General features: G+C 59.8%; 14 protein-coding genes. 3 read left to right on the forward strand and 11 right to left on the reverse strand.

Annotated features, from left to right (window positions below; genetic code table 11):
- Positions 1-74: 74 nt before the first annotated feature.
- From M2352_RS26055 to M2352_RS26070, 4 genes are all read right to left on the reverse strand, one after another.
- Positions 75-2,018 (reverse strand): hypothetical protein, encoded by a 1,944-nt coding sequence (locus tag M2352_RS26055; RefSeq protein WP_264667444.1) that lies wholly within the window; start codon positions 2,016-2,018, stop codon positions 75-77.
- Positions 2,018-3,253: a TIGR04372 family glycosyltransferase gene (locus tag M2352_RS26060; protein ID WP_264667445.1), complete on the reverse strand. Its 1,236-nt coding sequence runs from the start codon at positions 3,251-3,253 to the stop codon at positions 2,018-2,020. The genes M2352_RS26055 and M2352_RS26060 overlap by 1 nt, the downstream gene beginning before the upstream one ends.
- A 37-nt stretch (positions 3,254-3,290) precedes the next feature.
- Entirely contained in the window at positions 3,291-4,574 is a 1,284-nt protein-coding gene (locus M2352_RS26065) for a nucleotide sugar dehydrogenase (protein ID WP_264667522.1), read from the reverse strand.
- Between the two features lie 241 nt (positions 4,575-4,815).
- Positions 4,816-5,082: a hypothetical protein gene (locus M2352_RS26070; RefSeq protein ID WP_264667446.1), complete on the reverse strand. Its 267-nt coding sequence runs from the start codon at positions 5,080-5,082 to the stop codon at positions 4,816-4,818.
- Between M2352_RS26070 and M2352_RS26075 the strand changes: the two genes are divergently transcribed.
- Complete coding sequence (locus M2352_RS26075; protein ID WP_264667447.1) at positions 5,081-6,757, forward strand: B12-binding domain-containing radical SAM protein; 1,677 nt, start codon at positions 5,081-5,083, stop codon at positions 6,755-6,757. The genes M2352_RS26070 and M2352_RS26075 overlap by 2 nt on opposite strands.
- Before the next feature lie 224 nt (positions 6,758-6,981).
- Here M2352_RS26075 and M2352_RS26080 read toward each other — a convergent pair whose 3' ends face one another.
- Positions 6,982-8,106: a hypothetical protein gene (locus tag M2352_RS26080; protein ID WP_264667448.1), complete on the reverse strand. Its 1,125-nt coding sequence runs from the start codon at positions 8,104-8,106 to the stop codon at positions 6,982-6,984.
- A 315-nt stretch (positions 8,107-8,421) separates the two neighbouring features.
- On the opposite strand from M2352_RS26080, the gene M2352_RS26085 reads away from it, so the two are divergent.
- Together M2352_RS26085 and M2352_RS26090 are read left to right on the forward strand one after the other, a co-directional pair.
- Positions 8,422-9,330: a hypothetical protein gene (locus tag M2352_RS26085; RefSeq protein WP_264667449.1), complete on the forward strand. Its 909-nt coding sequence runs from the start codon at positions 8,422-8,424 to the stop codon at positions 9,328-9,330.
- Positions 9,331-9,339: 9 nt separating this feature from the next.
- Positions 9,340-10,539, forward strand: coding sequence for a glycosyltransferase family 61 protein (locus tag M2352_RS26090; RefSeq protein ID WP_264667450.1), 1,200 nt, complete (start codon positions 9,340-9,342; stop codon positions 10,537-10,539).
- Positions 10,540-10,595: 56 nt separating this feature from the next.
- Here the strand turns inward: M2352_RS26090 and M2352_RS26095 are convergent, their stop codons facing one another.
- The 6 genes from M2352_RS26095 to M2352_RS26120 form a co-directional block, all read right to left on the reverse strand.
- Positions 10,596-12,845, reverse strand: coding sequence for an O-linked N-acetylglucosamine transferase, SPINDLY family protein (locus tag M2352_RS26095; RefSeq protein ID WP_264667451.1), 2,250 nt, complete (start codon positions 12,843-12,845; stop codon positions 10,596-10,598).
- An 87-nt stretch (positions 12,846-12,932) separates the two neighbouring features.
- Positions 12,933-14,345: a sulfotransferase family protein gene (locus M2352_RS26100; protein WP_264667452.1), complete on the reverse strand. Its 1,413-nt coding sequence runs from the start codon at positions 14,343-14,345 to the stop codon at positions 12,933-12,935.
- A 133-nt stretch (positions 14,346-14,478) separates the two neighbouring features.
- Positions 14,479-15,234, reverse strand: coding sequence for an ABC transporter ATP-binding protein (locus M2352_RS26105; protein ID WP_264667453.1), 756 nt, complete (start codon positions 15,232-15,234; stop codon positions 14,479-14,481).
- Between the two features lie 6 nt (positions 15,235-15,240).
- Entirely contained in the window at positions 15,241-16,095 is an 855-nt protein-coding gene (locus M2352_RS26110; RefSeq protein WP_264667454.1) for an ABC transporter permease, read from the reverse strand.
- A gap of 170 nt (positions 16,096-16,265) precedes the next feature.
- The gene (locus M2352_RS26115; protein WP_264667455.1) at positions 16,266-17,414 is read right to left on the reverse strand and encodes a glycosyltransferase family 2 protein; all 1,149 of its coding nucleotides are present in this window, start codon (positions 17,412-17,414) and stop codon (positions 16,266-16,268) included.
- Between the two features lie 7 nt (positions 17,415-17,421).
- Entirely contained in the window at positions 17,422-19,200 is a 1,779-nt protein-coding gene (locus M2352_RS26120) for a glycosyltransferase family 4 protein (protein ID WP_406567325.1), read from the reverse strand.
- Positions 19,201-19,303 lie beyond the last annotated feature (103 nt).

The raw sequence follows: 19,303 nt of genomic DNA on the forward strand, positions 1-19,303 counted from the left end.
GTTCGCCGGCCGCCGCGGCTGCGCGCCACATGGCGCGGGAGAACCGGGGGCAGTTGAACGCACTCCCCCTGTTTTTACTCCCACACCGTGACGCGCCGGAACCCGCCTGTGGCCCTGTCCGGCTCCACCACCAGCCGGGCGCGAGTGCCGAAGGCCGCCGCCAGCCGGGCGAATCCCCCATAGCTCAACGCCACCACATCGGCGTTCATCAGCAGGTGGAAATCCTGCAGATGCTCCAGCCCTTTCCACGGCTCCGCCAGGGACTGCAGGGTATGGGGGGCGAAGGGGGCGAATTCCGGCAGGACCAATGGATCGTCGGTCGCCACCAGCAGCACCGGGCGATGCAGCGTATCCCACATCTGCCCCAGCCATGCACGGTAGGCAGGGAAATCAATCCCTCCTTCCAGAGAACGGTCGGTGCGGCGGATGTGAACGGCGACAATGGTTTCCCCCATTGCATCGAGCCGGTCAACCGCCGGGCGGAGCCACGGATCCCAGAGCGCCCGTGGCCGCATCCAGCCTTGAATCGTTGCACGATGTCCGGCGATCTCGGCCAACTCCATCACCGGCCAACCGAGGAAGACATCCACATTTTGGATGGGGTCCGCGGTGTCATTCAACAGCCCGTCCCGGAACCGCGCCCGGAATCCCGTGTGGTCCCGCAGGATGTTGTCCTGCGGTTTGATCATCAGCGGATCGTCGAGCTCGAAGAGCAGGGCCCCGCTCCATTCCGGCGTTTCCAGTTCAAGCCCGTATTTCTCGGCATAGAGACGGGTGGAGATGTAGTCGTAGAGGGTGTGGGCAAATCGGCCGTAACTGTTCAACGACGACACCGACAGAACGCCCCGGCCCAAAGAGCCGCGCCGGTCGAACCGGGTACCGGCCGGGGCCGACTGGCGCAGGCGCAGGCAGCTCAAGGCCGAGCTGGTGCTGCTGATATGGCTTTTCAGCCACTGGGACCGTTCCAGCAGTCGGTACGCCTCCTCCCTTCTTTCCTGATCCAGACACGCAAGCCCGACGCCGCCGATGGCCTCTGCCGACACGGGCTCAAGCGCGGCGGCCTGGCGATAGGCATGCTCCGCCTTTGCCGCGTGTCCACCGAGGCGTAGCGTATCGCCGTAGAATGTATAGGACGGCACATAATCGGGATCGACCTGGATGGCATGGGCCAGTAACCGGGCCGCCTCTTCATGGCGGCCCAGCCGGCTGAGTGTCAGGCCCAAAACGATCCAAGGGTTTCGCATATGGGGGACGGCATCGACCAAGCGCCGGCAGACGCTTTCCGCTTTTTCCAGATGAAAGCCGTTGAAGAGATCCAGGGCCACATTGGCCAGCGTCCGGTAGCAGTCGAGTGCGGTGTCATGGTGCCCCATGTCATGCAGCACGCTGGCCAGATTGAGCAGGATCATGCTCTCGGCCGGAGCAATGCTGTGGCATCGCCTCAGGATGCTTAAGGCATGTTCCCGATCCCCGCGCCGGCGTTGAATCATGGCATAAAGATTGAGAAGGAACGGATCGTCATCGATCGTTTCGGCGACCGGTTTCAGCAGCGCGTGCGCATCATCCATCCGGCCATCGCGATAGTGGGCAAAGGCCACGGCCTGCCATCGTTCCGAGACACGGCTCCGTAGCTGGGCGAGAAAGTCACCCGGAGGCTGAAGCGCCGCTGTTTGCGCAATGGTGGCGCAATCCCAGAAGGGGGTGGGCAGGGTAGAGGATGTGCGCGCCCAGATCACCGGCAGAAGATTGATGATATTATCGTTCAGATTGGGCTGATCCGGGGACAGGCGCCGGCTGCGGGCGAGCAAGGCCAGCCCATGCGGCATGTCGCCGATGCGAACCTCCACCAGCCCTTGGAAATGCATGATGGCAGGATTGCCGGGATCCAGGGAGCATGCATGACGATAAAGGGGCAGGGCCTCGACTAAGAGCTGCTTCCGGTGCAGTTCAAGGGCGCGCGCCGTCAGTGTCGCAGACAAAAGTGCCGAAGCTCCGGCATCATCCTGATCCTGGATCATCAATTTATCCTGCTGGCGGGAGGCGCTGCAGCACGTCCCATAAGTGGGGCGAAACGCTCCAAGAAATGCTGGGAGACGCGGCTGTCGCTGATACGGGCGCAGCCGACGGGATCCATCCCGTTGAGGTGCTGCTGCTGTGGTGTCATCGGCGGAATATCGGCATGCGACAGGCCAAGCGCTTCCTGGGTGGCGGCCAGGATCTCGTCGGCAGCAGCAGGACGGGCGGTCAAGGCCGCGTCGGGGAAATTCCAGAAGGAGAATTCGGGAAACTTCGACAAGAGGCCGTAGTGTTCGGAAAAGGGAAGCATCCTGCCGCTTTGCCGCTCCGTCAGCACCGACGGCAGTGCGACCGCCCGCCGGGCAAAGGGAGGAAAGCACAAATGCCAGTAGTTGGCATAGACGAAGGGGATGTCGAAGCTCTCCGCCAGATAGGAAATCCCCGAACCGGCCAGCAGGGCAAAGCGCGCATGGCGAAACAGGATCAGGTCGTTCTCGAACGATGCCAGGGGATCGCCGGCATAGTTGTAGATGTCGAAGCGGCGGAACGCGTCGGGCATCGGCTCCCGCCCCGCCATCACCAGCCGGTATCCGTTGTCGTGCAGATAGGCCATGGCATCGAGGTATGTAGCGGGATCCGTCGGCCGCGCCGTAGCGTTGATGGGATCCACCTTCAGATGGATCAGCGCGTACTTCTGCACCCGCCCGATGCGTTCCGCCAGTGCCCCGGGAAGAGGAACGTCGTGCCACAGAGGCATGTAGCCCCGGCTGAGTGCCCGGCGGCGGTAGAGCCGCACCGTCAGGTCGATGGCCGGGCCACGGGGCAGCATATGCCAGAGCTGCGAACCCAATGCGAAGATCCGTGTCTTCTGGCCTGGTGGAACCCATGTCTTCAGGTGCGAAACGCCCACATCCACGGTCAGTTCGGGGTGATAGAGCGCCACCTCCCGTGCCATGGCGTGCCATTGGTCGCTGACCACCACATTGGTGAAGTGGGATGCATAAAGCCGTCCGATGGCACGGGCGAAGCCGGTTTGGGGCAGGATCAGAAGATAGGGGCAGTCCTGCCGGATCTCGCCCAGATGCCGCATGCGCAGGAAGTTTTCGGTTTCCGCGATGACATGCCCGGTGGCCTGGAACATGTTCACCGGCAGGCGTGAACCGGTCCTTTGCAGGAAATCCACCAGATCATGCAGGTTGCGGATGGGGCCGGGCGGAGGGGAGTGGACGGCGGTCATGCAGCTATCCTGCACTGCAGGTGGAACGAAGAGTGGATCAGGGCCGCCAGAGATCGATCCCATCGGGCCGCCCATGGCGATTCAGGCAGGACCGGACATCCACCACCAACCCTGCTCCGCCCAGGAGCAAGGCGCTCAGCTCTGCCCAGGACAGCCGGCGGTAATCATGGTGCGGCACGGCCAGGATCACCGCGTCGGCCGCTTCCAGCCTGTCGAACGGCACCAGATCCAGGCCATGCTCGTGGCGTGCATGTCTGGGATCGGCCAAAGGATCGCTGACCTGGACCCGCACGCCAAAGCTTACCAGTTCATGCACGATATCGATGACGCGGGTGTTGCGGATATCCGGGACGTTTTCCTTGAAGGTCAGCCCCAGGACCGTGATCATCCGTGGGCGGGTGCCGTGGCGCAGCAGGTGCTTTACGGTCTCCTGCGCGATTCGAAGCCCCATACCGTCGTTGATCCGCCGCCCGGCCAGGATCACCTCGGGATGATAGCCGAACTGTTCGGCCCGGTAGGTCAGGTAATAGGGATCGACGCCGATGCAGTGGCCCCCCACCAGACCCGGCGTGAAAGGCAGAAAATTCCATTTTGTGCCGGCCGCCGCCAACACGTCATGGGTATCGATGCCCAGGCGCTGGAAGATGATCGACAGCTCGTTCATCAGCGCGATGTTCAGGTCACGCTGGGTGTTCTCGATGACTTTGGCCGCTTCGGCCACGGCGATGGAGGGGGCGCGGTGAATGCCTGCCTTGACCACGCTGCCATAGACGGCTGCTATCATGTCCAGGGTGGCGGCATCGGACCCCGACACCACTTTGGTTATGCTCTCGAACCGGTGTTGCCGGTCGCCGGGGTTGATGCGTTCGGGGGAATAGCCCACGCCGAAATCCCGCCCCAGCCGCAAACCCGATTCCGCTTCCAGGATCGGCACGCAGTCCTCTTCGGTGGCGCCAGGATAGACGGTGGATTCGTAGACAACGATCGCGCCTGGTTTCAGATACCGGCCCACGGTCTTTGACGCCGCCAGAAGCGGCCCCAGGTCGGGACGTTTGGTGACGGTGACCGGGGTGGGAACGGTGATGATATGGAAATCGGCCTCGGCCAGCCGGGCCGGGTCGCTGGTCAGATCCAGAGGAACGGCGGCCAGCCTATCCGTGCCGATCTCGCCCGTTCGGTCATGGCCGTCGGCCAGTTCCCGGATACGCTCCGGGTCGATATCGAACGCAATCACGGCGCCATGGTGCGCAGCCATCGCCACGGCGACGGGCAAACCCACGTAACCCAAGCCGATCACGGCAACGCGACGGGGCGAATTCATTCTGAAAGCGACCGTTTTTTTCTGTCTTTTCGTGCCGGTTTTCACCCCGGTCAGGCAGAGATACCGTTACCCCTGCCGTTTGGCAACATTTGATCGTTCTGCTCAATATTATGGCGAAGCAAGACAGGGGGATTGACGGTTCGATGATTGAGCGATGGCCGGCTGCCGTTAACATCAGGCTTGGATTGTGGCGTGTCTTGAAAAAAATGAATGCCTTTTGTATAGTCCATCCTCACATTAATTATGAAGATGATATAGGATAATCATGGGCCTTGGCATATGGGACGATTTCGATATCGCTCTGCTTGGTCGTGATGATACCGATAATATGCCGCGAAAGCCTCTGAATATTTCCGCTGGAATTATTAAAGATGGGTACGCCGAAGAGGTGTCGGCCCCTCATGCCGGTGGGGAAGCGATACGTGAACAAGTCAAGTTTTTCTTCAGCCTGACGCATTGTTTCAAGCTGTTCCAAGTGAAATTTTCTCGATTTCAGCAACTTCGGCATGCTGTCCGGTTGTTGTGATAAAATGATCTGTAAAATGATACTCACTTCATTAGTGAGTAATGATGCTGATCCTGACAGTGGCGCTGACAAAGGCTTTATGATGATTGGCAAGACCATGTGTGAAAGCGATCGTGCCTATCCTGCCCCAGGTTCTGAGGCCCAATCGGGAAGCCTCAATCCGATAGGGCTTATTATTCCGCCATCAGCCTTTCTGCTTGATGAGAGAGTCTTTGTCAGTCTTGGAATATTGAAGATTGCAAGTGCTCTGGAACAGCAGGGCCATGCTGTTGCGCTTCTCGATCTTTCGGGCATCAAGAACTTTGATGACGCTCTGGTCTCCTTCTTGGATGATAATGTCATAAAGGTCATCGGGATCACAGCAACCACCCCTCAGCTTCCGGCCATTGCGGTCGTGGCAGCCACCATCCGCCGTTTGCGGCCTGATATCCGTCTCATTCTGGGCGGGCCGCATGTAACCTTGGTCTATGCCGCCTTGAAGCTTGAGCGGCGTACGCGGCCCGGTGTCCAGGGCCGTGCGGCTCAGGCCGCAGCCCAATTGGAAGAGATGTTTGATGTTCTTGTGACCGGGGATGGCGAACGGGCCGTCTTTGCAGCCCTGGCACCAGATGCGCCAAAGGTCATTGATGGGGATGACAACAAGGGGCCTTATTTCCTCAGCAACGCGGATTTTACCGCCAGCCCCTTGCCGGCGCGTCATTTGATCGACCTTAACACATATAAGTATTCTATCGAGGGATCTCCTGCAACCAGCCTTATTGCTCAGCTCGGATGCCCGTTCAGCTGTGGGTTTTGTGGTGGCAGAAACAGTAAGAGTCTGCGAATCATTCGAACGAGAACGGTTGAATCCATTCTCGCGGAAGTGAAATTCCTTCATAAGGAGTATGGATATACTGGGTTTATGTTCTATGATGACGAGTTGAACGTCACGAAGACGATGGTCAATTTGCTTAATGGATTGGCTGATCTTCAGGAGGAATTGGGGGCAAAATTTCAATTGAGGGGCTTTGTCAAAGCCGAGCTGTTCACGGAGGAGCAGGCTGAGGCAATGGTGCGTGCCGGATTCCGTTGGCTTTTGTGTGGGTTTGAAGCAGCTCATCCACGGATTCTGACCAACATCCGGAAGCGCGCTACGCTGGAAGAAAATACCCGCGCTGTTGAGATCGCTAAGAAGTATGGGCTTAAGGTTAAGGCTTTGATGTCTTTGGGGCATCCTGGAGAAACAGAAGAAACGGCTCTTTCGATTCGTGACTGGTTGATTAAGTCACAAGTCGATGATTTTGATTGTACAGTAATTACAACTTATCCTGGAACTCCGTATTACGATGAGGCAGTCCCTCATCCTGATCTTCCCGATGTATGGACATATACTCAACCTGAGACAGGCGATCGCTTGCATTCCGAGAATGTCAACTTCATGCGGACCGCCGAGTATTATAAGGGAGACCCCGAAGGAGGGTATGTATCCCATATCTTTACTGATGCACTATCGCCTCGTGATATTGTTAATCTTCGGAATGTTATCGAACGTGATGTGCGGGCGGCTCTCGGGATCCCATTCAACCCCTCCCGCGCAGCTGTCCTTTATGAACATTCGATGGGGCAGAGCCTTCCTCCCTTTATCCTGCGGTCAAGTTCAGTGACCCAACATCAGTAATGTTCGGGTGTCGTCAATCCCGGTGTGGCGAAGGGGGGCTCTCACGCAAACTCTGTGAACACGCCCGCCGATAATCTTGGAAGATGCTGTGGCTATGGTGGAGGGAGGTACTGTGCACAGTACCTCCGCCGGCGCGCTCAAAATTTCTACACAGGCCTGGCTGGTCTGTCTTGCCGTTGACGAGCGCCAGAGGCGCAGCACGGAGACAAGGCCTTATCGGAGCATTAACGGAAGTGAAGTCGCAAAGTTTCAATCATTCGGGCGATGCGGTTGACCATCGTGTGGTTTCTCATGGCATAAAGGTGGCGCTTATAAGCTCCCTCCCTGCCCCCCTGATCAAACTGCTTCAAGGCAATTTCATAAGCCCGTCGAATCTCATTAATATCATAATAATTGAACCGAATAACTGGAAGTCTCAACTGATCTTCTACGCTGATAATATGGTCTAGACCATTGATGTTGGAGCAAACCAATGGAATCTGTCCTGCAGACAAGGCATCGAAAATGCGAATCGGTATGTCAGTATTAATAGATACGGACAATGATACCTTATGATTTACCCATTCTGCGAATCTATCCTCTGTAGTTGGCAGATTATAGTATTTATCATTGATTATGTTCTGTGGGCGCAGATACAAATTATTTTCGGTAATTTTCTCTATACACTCTCGCAATATAAAATTGCGACTCATGTCTGGATATTCTCTGAATCCACCGTATAGTGAATCGGACCTTTGGCGTGCTCCGAACTTAATATACATCTCCTCCATTTCATGAATTGATCCAAATTGATAGGTTGCTGCTGGAAGTGAATTCATTACATGAGTATTGATTGTCTTGAGGTAATCGACGCTTGTCTCGTGTATTGGGAATACAATATCAAAGTACGACGATATGGACAGGGATGTGCCAAACATATGGTGGTGATCCCATAGCCATATACACGAAATACCATTTTTGCCGCAATTAATTGTATAATTAACAGCAGAAGAAAGATTATTTTGCGTCAATACATAATTACTCGTCGTGAAAAATATGTCATATAGTTCAGTTTCTTTCTCAAGATCTTCCGCTTTTTCTATTATCTTTACATTGTGGCCATGCATCCTGAAATGATTCGATATTGCTTCAGATATATGGTCATAAAAAAGCCCAACGATATTGAGCGAGGGCTTTTCAGCAATGGCTCGGCCTTTTCTGGAGACGATCAGTGCTTTTTGGGTTCGCAGAGCCGCAACCTCATCCGAGGCGGCATTTTCGAGGGCGCGAAGCTGTTGGTTGGCCTGCGCGATCCTCCCAATTACCTTTTGCGCAATCTCATGAGACAGGTTGAATGTTTCTGCGGCCATGGCGAAGTCCGACTCCAGAGGCAAGCATAAAGTGAAATCTTAATTAATATGGCATGATAAATTTATTTGGTCAAGTTGACGCCGATGCTTTTTTACGGATCGGGAATGTATTTTTTCTTGAAAAATTGGTTGATCCAAAGTCCTATTTTTTGCGTAACATGAATTAACTATTTATTATTCAAGAGAGATAATCTGCTATCAAAAAAATTTGTCTCCGCCCGCGCGGACAGAGGCCCGGTTGCTGGAACGGGAAAGGGTGGATAATATCCACCTTCTCAGATACCGCCTTGCCTTGAGGGCTTCAAAGGATACGTTATGGCCGCTTCCAACGCCGACACCACCTGTCTGGTGGTCTGCGCCGACAGCAATATCTTCGATCTTCTGGTGGGCTTGTTGCTGTCGTTGCAGGCGCGCGATCGCTCCCGGTACGTGGTGGGATTGATCGATGTCGGGTTGGACCAGCCCCAGCGGGACTACCTGAAGAATCTGTGCGATGGGATCGAGCCCGTGGATCCCGAGCGTCTGGTCCCGTTGCCCGATGAAATCCGCCGTAAGATCGAAGGCCAAAGCCCATTCTGGCGGGCGCAGGCGTGCCGCCCCTTCCTGCCGGAGTATTTTCCCGGCCATCGCCATTATGTTCATCTGGATGCTGATATGTGGGTCCAGAGCTTTGGCTTCCTGGATGCCGCGCGGGATTTCATGGACGCTGGGAAAGCGGTGATCGTACCGGAGGCCGACGCCATGTATCCGCACCTTTTCTCCTGGCAGGCAAGTGAACGCTATACCACGGACAAAGCGGTACTGACGGCCCAGATCCTCGGTGAAACGGTGGCGCGCCAAACGTCGGCCATGCCCTATCTGAACACGGGCTTTTTCGGTCTCCACCGGGATGCGCCCCATTGGGGGGTGTTCAAGGATTGGCTGGGTCGTGCCTTTGCCCGCGGTTACCACCATCTCAGCGAACAGATGACCTTCAATGCCGTCCTTTACCATCTGACGGGAAGGGTTCAGGCCATGCCGGCAGTGTGCAACTGGCTGTGCAGCTATGCCACCCCGGTGCGCGACGAGCAGGGGCGATGGTGTTCACCGGGATACCCGCGCCAGCCCATCGACCTGTTGCATCTGACCGGGACCGACAAGGTGGCGCGGTACAAGCCTCTGGGGCTGCTGTACGATGGTGGCGCCTATCTGCAGGGCATTGCGCACCTCTGCCGTACGGCCTGATAGGGGGATATGACGTTGCGTCCGTTCACCTTCATCTCTGCCGAGCGCTTGTGCCCGCAGGTGGCATCTGTGGATCAGATGGACCCGGCCATTCCGGGCCGCGTGACCATTCATCCGGCGGGAAGCATCGCCCATCAGCCGCCCCGCTATGCCTTTGACGACGACGACCTGATGGCGCCGGGGCAGGTCTCGGAAGCGCCGATCAATCTGCGTGCTCACACCGCTGACCACAGCAGCACCTTTCTGGCAACGTTGCCAGGGGCGGTCGTGGAAAAATTCGCCGCCTTCCCGACCCCAGCCAACACGTTCCATGTCTTCGCCGATGAAGGGGTGGCGGTTGCAGAGGCATTTCACAACCGTACCAGCCATGAATTTGTATCGCGGCTGATGGGGGAATGCCTGACCGTGCCGGCATCGGGCGGTGGTCCCAGCCTGGCGGTGCCCGTGGTCGATTGGGCCGAGCCTGACCTGACGGTGGCCGAACCGTGCCTGCTGATGTCCAGCCGTTTCATTCATCACAACTATTATCACTGGCTCTTTGAAGGGTTGACCCGTTTCTGGTGCCGGGAGCATCTGCCGGATTTCGACTCCCTGACCCTGATTCTGCCATCGGGTGATCTGCGCCCTTTCCACACGGGAGTGTTGGAGCGCATGGGGTTGCGCAATCGGCTGATGGTCTTGAACCGCCGGCTCACCCGGTTCGAGCGGCTGTGGTTCCCGTCCTTTCTCGATCCAGGTACGGTGACTCCCCGTCAGGTGGCGTGGCTCCGGCGGCTGATGTTTTCGGTTTTCCCTGCCGCGGCGGCCCCGGCCCGGCGGCGGCGCATCTATGTGTCCCGTTGTGACGCCAAGGCCCGCATCGTCAGCAATGAGGCCGAGGTGATGGCCCGTCTGGAACCGCTGGGCTTCACCATGATCGTACCGGGCCGCATGAGTCTGGAGCAGCAGGTCGCTGCCTTCGCCGGAGCCGAAATGGTGGTGGCGCCCCATGGGGCAGCCAATGCCAGCATCGCCTTTTGTCCTCCGGGAACGCCGTTTATCGAACTGGTGCCTGCCGGTAACCGGTCGGCCCTTTACTGGATGCAAGCGAATGTGGGCGGGTTGCCTTATGGGCGCCTGGTGTGTGCCGAGGACCGCCCCGGTGTTTCAATGATCGCTGATCCGGTACGGCTGGCCCATATGGTGCAGCAGGCCGTGAAGGACTGCTGACGGCTCTTGTCGTCGCCTGTTTGAAGTCGTGAATGCCCGCCAGCATGCGCCGGCATTCACGGTGTGGCGCCGGTGAAGAAGGGCAGAGCCGGCAGGCTGTCGCACCAGCGGTGCCAGATTGTGCGGAGGACGGTTTCGAAGCAGCGCGTGAAGCGGTTTGTATCGCACAGGGGCGATGCGGCCATACGGTGTCGCAGGCCGTGGCGAATGGCGTCGAGAGCCTGGATGTCGGCGGCGATCTGGGCACCGCGTTCGATGAAGTCGGGCTGGTCATGGGCGACGAAGGAGCCGAGGCCGATGCCGCGCATGAGGGATGCGCCGACGCGGGCGGCGTGGCGGTCACCGCACAGGGTGAGGACGGGGACGCCCATCCACAGGGCCTCGCAGGTGGTGGTCGTGCCGTTGTAGGGGAAGGGATCGAGGGCGATGTCGAGGCGGTTGTAGAGGCCGAGATGCTCGGCGGTGCCGCTGGTCCAGGGGATGAGGTCGAGGCGCTCGGGTGCGATGCCGGCGGCGGCGAAGCGGGCGGTCACGCGGTTGCGGACACCGGCATCGGCCAGGGGGCGGCTTTTGAGGATCAGGCGGCTGCCGGGGACGCGGGCCATCAGCGCGGCCCACAGGGCGATGGTCGCCGGGTTGGTCTTGAGCAGGTTGTTGAAGGATCCGAAGGTGACGAAGCCGTTGCGCTGCGCCGGAAGCGGCCCGATGGGTGAGGCGTCGGCGGGGGGCTGATAGCACAGGAAGGAGGGGTCGAGGCGGACGAGGGCCTCGCAGGCGTGGGCGTCGGCGGTACCCTCGGGGTCGGTGATGCTGTCGACGATGCGGTAGTCGATGGCGGGGACGCCGGTGGTGGCGGGGTATCCCAGCCATGTGGCCTGGACCGGTGCCGGCTTGCGGGCGAACAGGGGCAGGCGGTTGTGGGCGGAATGGCCGGCGAGGTCGATGAGGATGTCCACGCCGTCGGCGCGGATCAGGGCGTCGGCCTGCTCGTCGGACAGGCCGCGGATCGGGCGCCAGAGATCGACCAGGGTTTGGATGCGGGCGGTGACGGCATCGGGGCTGGGGGTTTCGGAATAGGCGTGGATGCGGAACCGCGAGCGGTCGTGGGCCGCCAGCAGCGGCGCCATGAATTCCGCCGCCACATGCTGGCGGAAATCCCCCGAAACATAACCGATCACCAGACGACGCTCAGGATCCCGGCTGTTGGCGTGCGGCGCCGGCGCCGGCGCCGGCAGGGTGCTGCCATATGCCCTGTGCGCTTCATAAACGGCCCTTGGCGTGGCTTCAGCCATGTAGAGGAGGGTCATCGTCTTGTTCTGGTGCGCCCCGATCTCGCCCATCCGGATGGAGCGGTCATAGCACCGGAGCGCGGCGTTAAAATCACCCCAATAGCGCAGGCTGTTGCCAAAATTACGCAGGCAGGCGGCGCTGTCCGGCGCCAGGGCAAGGCTCCGGCTGTAAAAGATGCAGGCCTCCTCCACCCTCCCGATGTCGTTCATGGCGATGCCCAGATTGTAGTGAACAATCCAGGCGCCTTCCGGGATAATGGTGATCGATGGCCACACCCGAAGCGCGCGGCGTAATGCGGGGATGGCTTTGGGCGTCAATCCCGCGGCCTGAAGGGTTGCCCCAAGGCTGTTCAGGATGTCGGGCGAACCAGGGTCAAGCGCCAGAGCCCGGACATGGTACGGCAATGCCCTCTTTGGATGTTCCAGGCGGTTGAGGCTGTCTCCCATACGGTTCTGCGCCATGCTGTCTGCAGGATTGACGCGTACCATGCGCCAAAACAGTTGCAGTGCGTCTGCAGGCTTCCCCCATCCATTGAGAATGTTACCCAAATTTCCCAACGCGTCGGCGTATGCCGGATCAACCATCAGCGCCCGGCGATAGGAGGAAACGGCCTCGTCCAAGCGGCCCAGCCGCCGGAGTATGGCACCATAATTCGTGTGCAGTTGCGGGAGGTCGGGTTTGTTGCGCACCGCCTGCCGGTAATGGGCCTCCGCCTCATGGATGGCACCCAGACGGTACAGAAGGTTGGCGAGATTCCCCCGCGCCTCGATGGTGGTCGGGGCGAGGGCAAGTGTTCGGGTGAACGCGGCAATGGCGTCCTGGGGCTTCTCTTGTTGCAGCCGGATACCCAATGACAGGTAGACGTCCACCAAACGAGGCTCCAGGACCATGGCTCGTTTGTAGAGGCCCAAGGCCGTGGGGGTATCGGCGTGAGCGGCGGCGAGGAAGCAACGCCGAGCCAGTTCCAACCCTATGGGGCCGGCCGGAATGGCGGGAAGAGCGGTGTTCTGGTCCATGGCAGGCTTCTACACCACTTTCCCGCTCAAGCCCTAGCGCGGATCGCAGGGAGCCGGGGGTAATTCGAGCGGATCCGCCCCGGTCCGTTACTTCGGCTTGTTGGAGCCGCTGAGGGCGCGCAACGGCGCGGTCAGCTTCCACGAGGGGGAATTCATGAGGGCCGCAATCTGTTCATCCCGCTCCCGCAACGCTGTGCGCAGAGCGCTGCGGTTCTCCTCGATCATGACCAGGGCTTCATCCTGCTTATGAATGGCCTGCTGCAGGGTGTCCCGTTCGTGGATGGCCTTATCACGCTCGGCGATGAGCTGAGCGATCCGCTCGTCCTGCATGGCGATATGACGTCCCCGGTTGCCGATCTCTTCATCCCGCTCCTTGACCATCAGATCCCGCTTGGCGATCTCTTCGGCCTGGAGGGCGTGTTGCCGGCTGTAGTCGGCCCGCTCCTGCGCGATGAACGCCAGGGTCTGGTCCAACGTGGCACGGTCGGCGTAACGGGCATCCCATGCGTCGTCCCCCGCCACCACATAGCGGGCCCGTTCCTGGATGTGGTGGGACAGGGGGATGCCGTGGGTCGTGACCCGTTCGATATCATTGTAGCGAATGGCAAGCAGGGAGGAGACGTGCTCCAGCAGCGCGTGCACGGGGGCCTGCCCCCGGTCCTCCACCCCCAACGCCATCAGCCGTTGAACCGTGTCGCCGTAGCCCAGCCGCTCCAGCCGTTCCCGTCCCACGGCATCGAACAGGGTCTGCAGCTCGGCCGGGGAAAACAAAGCCTCCCATCCGTCGATGGACCGGGTGTGGGGAGCCGTGGTGGAGAGGATCTTGGGGTCGCCGAAACTGTCCGCCGTCCGTTTCTGGTGGGAGAGATCGGTCAGCTTTTCCATATCGGCGGGCGGAAAACCCAGGAACTCCAGCACGCCGGCCATGATCCCGGACGGATCGGTCACCAGGGCTTCGTACTGGATGCGGTGAACGGCCTTTCCCATCGTGCCGGCAAAGGCTTCCAGCGTCTCAAGGCCAAGAACGAAGTCGAAGACATTGGAATCATCCACCCGATTGGCAATCAGATCCGGCAGATCGACGTTCCAGGTGGTCTTGTACGAGGCGGCAATGGCAAACGGGTTCCGGACAAGCCACAGGTATTTGGCTTGTGGGAAAATCTGATTGATGTAGTCGAGAATGAGGTAGTAGCGCGGAGTCTTGTCGATCAGCAGCGTTTTTCCATTCAGCGCATGATCGTAAAGAGTGCAGGCCGCCGCTCTGGCAGCAGCAAGGCCGGCTTCACCTGCGGTGAAATCACGAATGGCCTTTCCAACCGACTGAGCATTTGCCGGATGGCGGATATCTACATGAGCCAGCTGCTGGAGAGCCAGCATAATCCAAGGTTCGGTCGGTGAGGCAATCTCCGAATGATTGTCCAGCATCACCGACAGAAGCGTCGAACCCGAGCGCGGAAGAGAGAGAAGAAAGCCGAGATTTTCACCATGCTGTCCGACCATCGGATTCTTCCCGCCTCCATCCTGCTTCATAATAGGGGGGCAAGATTGGCCGAACCAGGGCGAGGAGGTCAAGGCAGAAGGTTATCTGCCTTGCTTCACGCCTCGTATTACACGAACCCTCCGCGCCGTATGCTCAGGCGGCGTGGATCAATTCATTATAGGCTTCGATCACTTCGTTGATGGGGCCAGCCTTGCGGACAGCCCCCTGATGCATCAGCACCGCCTTGTTGCACCATGTGGTGACGATCTCCATGGAATGGGACGCCAGGACCAGGATGCTGGATCGCTGGACGAACGCTTCCATCCGGCGGCGCGCCTTTTCCAGGAAACGGGCATCGCTGGTACCGATCCATTCATCCATCAACAGGATTTCAGGATGGATGGAGGTGGCCACGGCAAAGGCCAGCCGGATTTTCATGCCTTCGGAGTAGGTCCGGACCGGCATGTTCAGATACTCGCCCAGTTCGGTGAAGTCGGCGATCTCGTCGATCCGCTCACGGCACTGGCTCGGGGTCAGGCCATACAGCAGGCCCCGCAGGACGATGTTCTCATACCCCGTCGCTTCGCCATCCATCCCGAGGCCGATTTCGAACAGCGGAGCGATCTGCCCCTCGACCCGGATACGGCCGCCCACGGGATAATAGATCCCCGCAAGAACCCGCAGCAGCGAGGTCTTGCCGGCCCCGTTGATGCCGACCAGGGCCACCCGGTCACCGTGTTCAAAGGCCAGCGACACATGGTCGAGCGCCTTCACGCACACGCGGTCAGTGGCATCGCGGGCAATCCGCCCGCCGGTCCAGCTGTTCAGGATGCTCTTCTTCAGAGACCGGTTGCCGGTGTGATACAGCGGGAACTCGACCGTGACGTCATCCAGAATGATGCGGGCCATGTGCGGTTACACCCAATAGCTGATGCGGTGACGCAGCCGCATGTAAAGACGCAAGGTCACGGCCCAGCCGATGACCGCCACCCCGATCACGGTGAGCCAGTTCTCCACGCTGGGAAGATGACCCAGCAGGGGGGCGCGCATGATCTCCACCATGTGGGCGAACGGGTTGAAATGGATCAGTGCCACCCGGTCGGCGGCCAGCTCCGGTTTCCAGATCACCGGGGTGAAGAAGAACAGCACCTGGATCAGGCTGCTGATCACCGGCGGGATGTCGCGGAAGCGGGCCGACAGGATCCCCATCAGCAGCACTGCCCACACGGCGTTGACGATGAACAGCACCAGACCCAGGAACGACAGCAGCAGCATGCCGGCCCCCGGCCACAGCCCGAACCACAGCGCCGTGCCGAAATAGACGACCAGATTGTGCGCGAAGACGATCAGGTTGCGCCACAGGATCCGGTATACATAGGTCGAGAGCGGCAGGGATACGTTGCGTATCAGCCCTTCGGCGTCGATGAACACCGAGCAGCCCTCGATCAGCGTGGTCGAGATCAGCCCCCACACCACAAGCCCCGCCGCGAGGAAGGGCATGTAGTCGTGAATGTTGATTTTGAACAGGCTGCTGTACAGCACGCCCAGGGCGATCATCATGATGCCCATGCTGATGGACAGCCAGAACGGCCCCAGCATGGAGCGGCGGTAGCGCAGCTTGGTATCCTGCCAGCCCATGCGGTGCCAGACGTACCAGCGCCGCACGCCTTCACGAAGATCGGTCAGGGCGACGGACAGCGTCCCGGCTTGGGACGCATCGGAGATGCGTGTGATCGCCGGGGTGGGGGAGACGGAAAGTGCGTCAGTCACGGCAGAACTCTCGCTCGCTAATCGCAGAAATCCCGAAAGCCGCCCAAAGAAAAAGACGGCTGATGCCGTAACGGTTTCCGGGCCCGGTATTCTCTAGCGCATAAGCCTCATAAAAGATACCGCGGAAGCGGTATGGTGCGTCCTTGACCGAAACGTCCTTAACAAGAGCTTTACAGACGGGTTGTCTCGAACAGACGGATCACGCGGCGATTCTCCAACCGGCTGCGCTGCTTGGCCCACATGAACCGCACGATGCTGGTCAGATAGACAAGATTGAAGCTCGGCATCCGCGCCCGGCGGATCTGCCTCAGCCGATTCAGCTTCCGCGTCAGGCGGGCGGGGAAGAAACGCTGCAGGTAGAACATCCATACGCAAGACGCGTAATAGAGGATGAGCGTCTTCAGCCGCAGGCCTTCGGGCGCATAGTTCATGACGATGTAGGCGATCGTCGGAATCCGGCGGTCGGAGCGCTTGTGCCAGAACAGCCGGTGCAGCTTCTGGATCGGGGTCAGCAGCCGGCTCACCGGTTTCGGCAGACGGGTAAAGAAGTCGGGCGGATTGAGGATGTCGATCTGCCCGGTCCAATTGTCCACGTCGTTGTAGACCAGGGTGCGCAGCGACACGAAACAGCGGTACCCATGCTTACGGGCACGCAGGATGAATTCGCTGTCACCGTGCTGGTGCGGGCACCATTTGGCGTCGTACAGCCCGATGGTCTCGAACACCGACCGATGGATCAGAACGCCGTTGCCGGGGGTCTGTTCCACCTCGATGATCTCGGGGCCGACCTGCAGCTCGGGAACGTCATCTTCCCAGGCCAGGTAATTGCGCAGGTAGAACAGCTGGTGGGAGCCCCAGTTGTTGTAGGCGCCGGTGGACCACACCTGCCCCATGTCCTGCAGGTGATCGACGCGGGATGCCAGGATCATCAGATCCCGGCGCTGTGCGATCTCGACCACCCGTTCGACGAATTCGAACCCGATAACGCTGTCGTCGTTGATGGTCAGAATGTAGTCGCAGCCATCCTTCAGCGCCTGCTCCACGCCGACGTTGGTCGCGCCACTCCAGAAATCATCGTCACCGGCATGCAGGAGGATCACGTTGTCGAACGAACCGCCGATGTAATCGGCGGTCTGGTCCGACGAGTTGCTGTCCACCACGTAGATCCGCAGGCCGGGGTAGGTCTGCTGGGTCAGCCCTTCCAGGAACCGCGCCGTCTTGGGAAACCGATTGCGCGCCGGGATCACCGCACCGACCAGCGGCACCTTGGTTTCGGTCGAATCCGAAGGCCGGACGTCGGTGTCGAGAAGTGCGGTCATGGCGTGCTCAGCGGTCCGTTTCGGGAAGCAGGATGGTGCTGGTGTTCTTCAGGAAGTAGCTGAGGAAGCGGATCGTCCCCAACCCGTCGCTGTGCTCGAAGACCCGGCGGGCGATCAGCACGTTCTCGAAACGGGACAGCGGGTCGTCGCGGTGCTTGATGAACGCCTTGTAGATCTGGTCCTTGTTGACCGGACGCCAGATGGTGCCCTGGGAGGGAGCTCCCTCCATGAACTCCGCAGCGCCCAGATCCGGATAATAATCCAGAAGGGCCATGGCATCGCGCAGCCGGCGCGGGGCAGCAGCCACCGGCTTGGACGCCTTGGTGTAGAGGAGGTAGCGGGTTTCCAGGATGCTGTCGATGGCGAACCGGGTCGCCAGCGCCGAACGCCGGCTGTCATGGCTTTCGTAGAAGACCACGGCGCCCTGCTTCGAGGCGGCGGCGTTCAGCCCGGAGATCACGGCCTTGTCCAGGTCCGACGGGATCAGGAAAATCCGGCGGTAGGGGTTCGGCACCTGTTTGTCCAGACGCGCGCTCAGGTCCGCCAGATAGGCGGCCGGATTCTGCACCGCGGCGGTCTTGGCATCGTCGCAGTTGATGAGCAGCGTCAGCTTTTCATCGGGGCGGCGGATGTCCACCGGCGGGCGGGCGCTGATGATTTCCACCGGCGCGCGGGATTCCACGGCGTCCTTGGTCGCCTTGAACGCGGCAAGGGTCTCTTGGGCCATGCGCTGGCTGGAATAGCGGTTGCCCTGGGCCAGACCGGCCAGGCGCAAAGCCTCCAGACGCATCGGGTCGGTCATCAGCGTGTGAATATCCTCCGCCATGGCGTAGGAATTCAGCGGGTCGCGGAAGTAGGCGACCGCATCGCCACAAACCTCCGGCACGGCGGTCATGCGGGCCGCCAGCACCGGCGTGCCCATCTGCATGGCTTCCACCAGCGGAATGCCGAAACCCTCGTAGATCGAGGGGAAGATCATGGCCTTGGCGTTCTTGAACAGGGCCGCCAATTCCACGTCCTTGATGAAGCCGCGCAGCTCGATATCCTGATGCTCGGTTTCCGAGCGCAGGAGCAGTTCGAACAGCGGCTTGGAGCGGCTGGAATGCTCCAGCGCGCCGGTCAGCACCAGCTTGATCCCGCGCTGATCCAGGAACCGGCGCAGGAACCGGACCGCCTCGATCAGGCGGTAGTGGTTCTTGTGGCGCCAGGGAACCGCCGGATACAGCACATAGTCCCCGTCGGGGATGACCCCCTGGGCCTTGAGCGACCGGGTGGCAGCCTCATCATAATGGTCGGCCAGATAGCCGCCGTGGTGGACCACATGAACGCTCTTCTTCCCGAAGAACGTTTCGAAATTCTGCTTTTCGAATTCCGAGATCGCGATCAGGCTGTCGGCGCGGTCGATGGCGAAACCGTAGTCGCGGTTGCGGCCTTCGAACGCCCCTTCAGGGAAATAGTGGGGATACACATTGTGCTGCAGATCATGGATGCAGCACAAGGTCGGAACCCGCGAGTCCATGAAGGCCGGGGCCAGCCCGTTCAGCGGATCATAGAAGACGTCGCACCATTTCGCCTGAGCCGCAAAGAACGACGGCTCCTCCGCCAGGATCGGAATGACATCGATCCCCGGAATGGACGACAGGAGCTTGTAGGTCCGCGGATTGGCGATCACGCGGACTTCGGCGATACGCGCCATTTCCCGCAAGAGCGACAGAAGATAGCTTCCGGCTCCCCCAGCCCCCTTGTCCAGCGGAAGCAGGCGGAGACAATTGATAACAGCTTTCATAGGAGAAATCTGTCGACGTTGTTGGCGAGCGGGCTTGTTGGCCGGTATGTCCGAGGTGGATTCCGGTCAAATCCATGGGCAAACGGCGGCCATATGTCTCCCG

It is taken from the genome of Azospirillum fermentarium (assembly GCF_025961205.1).
Lineage (GTDB): Bacteria > Pseudomonadota > Alphaproteobacteria > Azospirillales > Azospirillaceae > Azospirillum > Azospirillum fermentarium.

Excerpts from the sequence above, each read along its gene's own strand:
- M2352_RS26080 (WP_264667448.1), bottom strand. The coding sequence starts at position 8,106 with ATGGCCGCAGAAACATTCAACCTGTCTCATGAGATTGCGCAAAAGGTA.
- M2352_RS26100 (WP_264667452.1), bottom strand. The coding sequence starts at position 14,345 with ATGGTCGGACAGCATGGTGAAAATCTCGGCTTTCTTCTCTCTCTTCCG.
- M2352_RS26070 (WP_264667446.1), bottom strand. The coding sequence starts at position 5,082 with ATGCCGAAGTTGCTGAAATCGAGAAAATTTCACTTGGAACAGCTTGAA.
- M2352_RS26115 (WP_264667455.1), bottom strand. The coding sequence starts at position 17,414 with ATGACCGCACTTCTCGACACCGACGTCCGGCCTTCGGATTCGACCGAA.
- M2352_RS26055 (WP_264667444.1), bottom strand. The coding sequence starts at position 2,018 with ATGATCCAGGATCAGGATGATGCCGGAGCTTCGGCACTTTTGTCTGCG.
- M2352_RS26095 (WP_264667451.1), bottom strand. The coding sequence starts at position 12,845 with ATGGACCAGAACACCGCTCTTCCCGCCATTCCGGCCGGCCCCATAGGG.
- M2352_RS26120 (WP_406567325.1), bottom strand. The coding sequence starts at position 19,200 with ATGAAAGCTGTTATCAATTGTCTCCGCCTGCTTCCGCTGGACAAGGGG.
- M2352_RS26105 (WP_264667453.1), bottom strand. The coding sequence starts at position 15,234 with ATGGCCCGCATCATTCTGGATGACGTCACGGTCGAGTTCCCGCTGTAT.
- M2352_RS26075 (WP_264667447.1), top strand. The coding sequence starts at position 5,081 with ATGCTGTCCGGTTGTTGTGATAAAATGATCTGTAAAATGATACTCACT.
- M2352_RS26060 (WP_264667445.1), bottom strand. The coding sequence starts at position 3,253 with ATGACCGCCGTCCACTCCCCTCCGCCCGGCCCCATCCGCAACCTGCAT.
- M2352_RS26090 (WP_264667450.1), top strand. The coding sequence starts at position 9,340 with ATGACGTTGCGTCCGTTCACCTTCATCTCTGCCGAGCGCTTGTGCCCG.
- M2352_RS26085 (WP_264667449.1), top strand. The coding sequence starts at position 8,422 with ATGGCCGCTTCCAACGCCGACACCACCTGTCTGGTGGTCTGCGCCGAC.
- M2352_RS26065 (WP_264667522.1), bottom strand. The coding sequence starts at position 4,574 with ATGAATTCGCCCCGTCGCGTTGCCGTGATCGGCTTGGGTTACGTGGGT.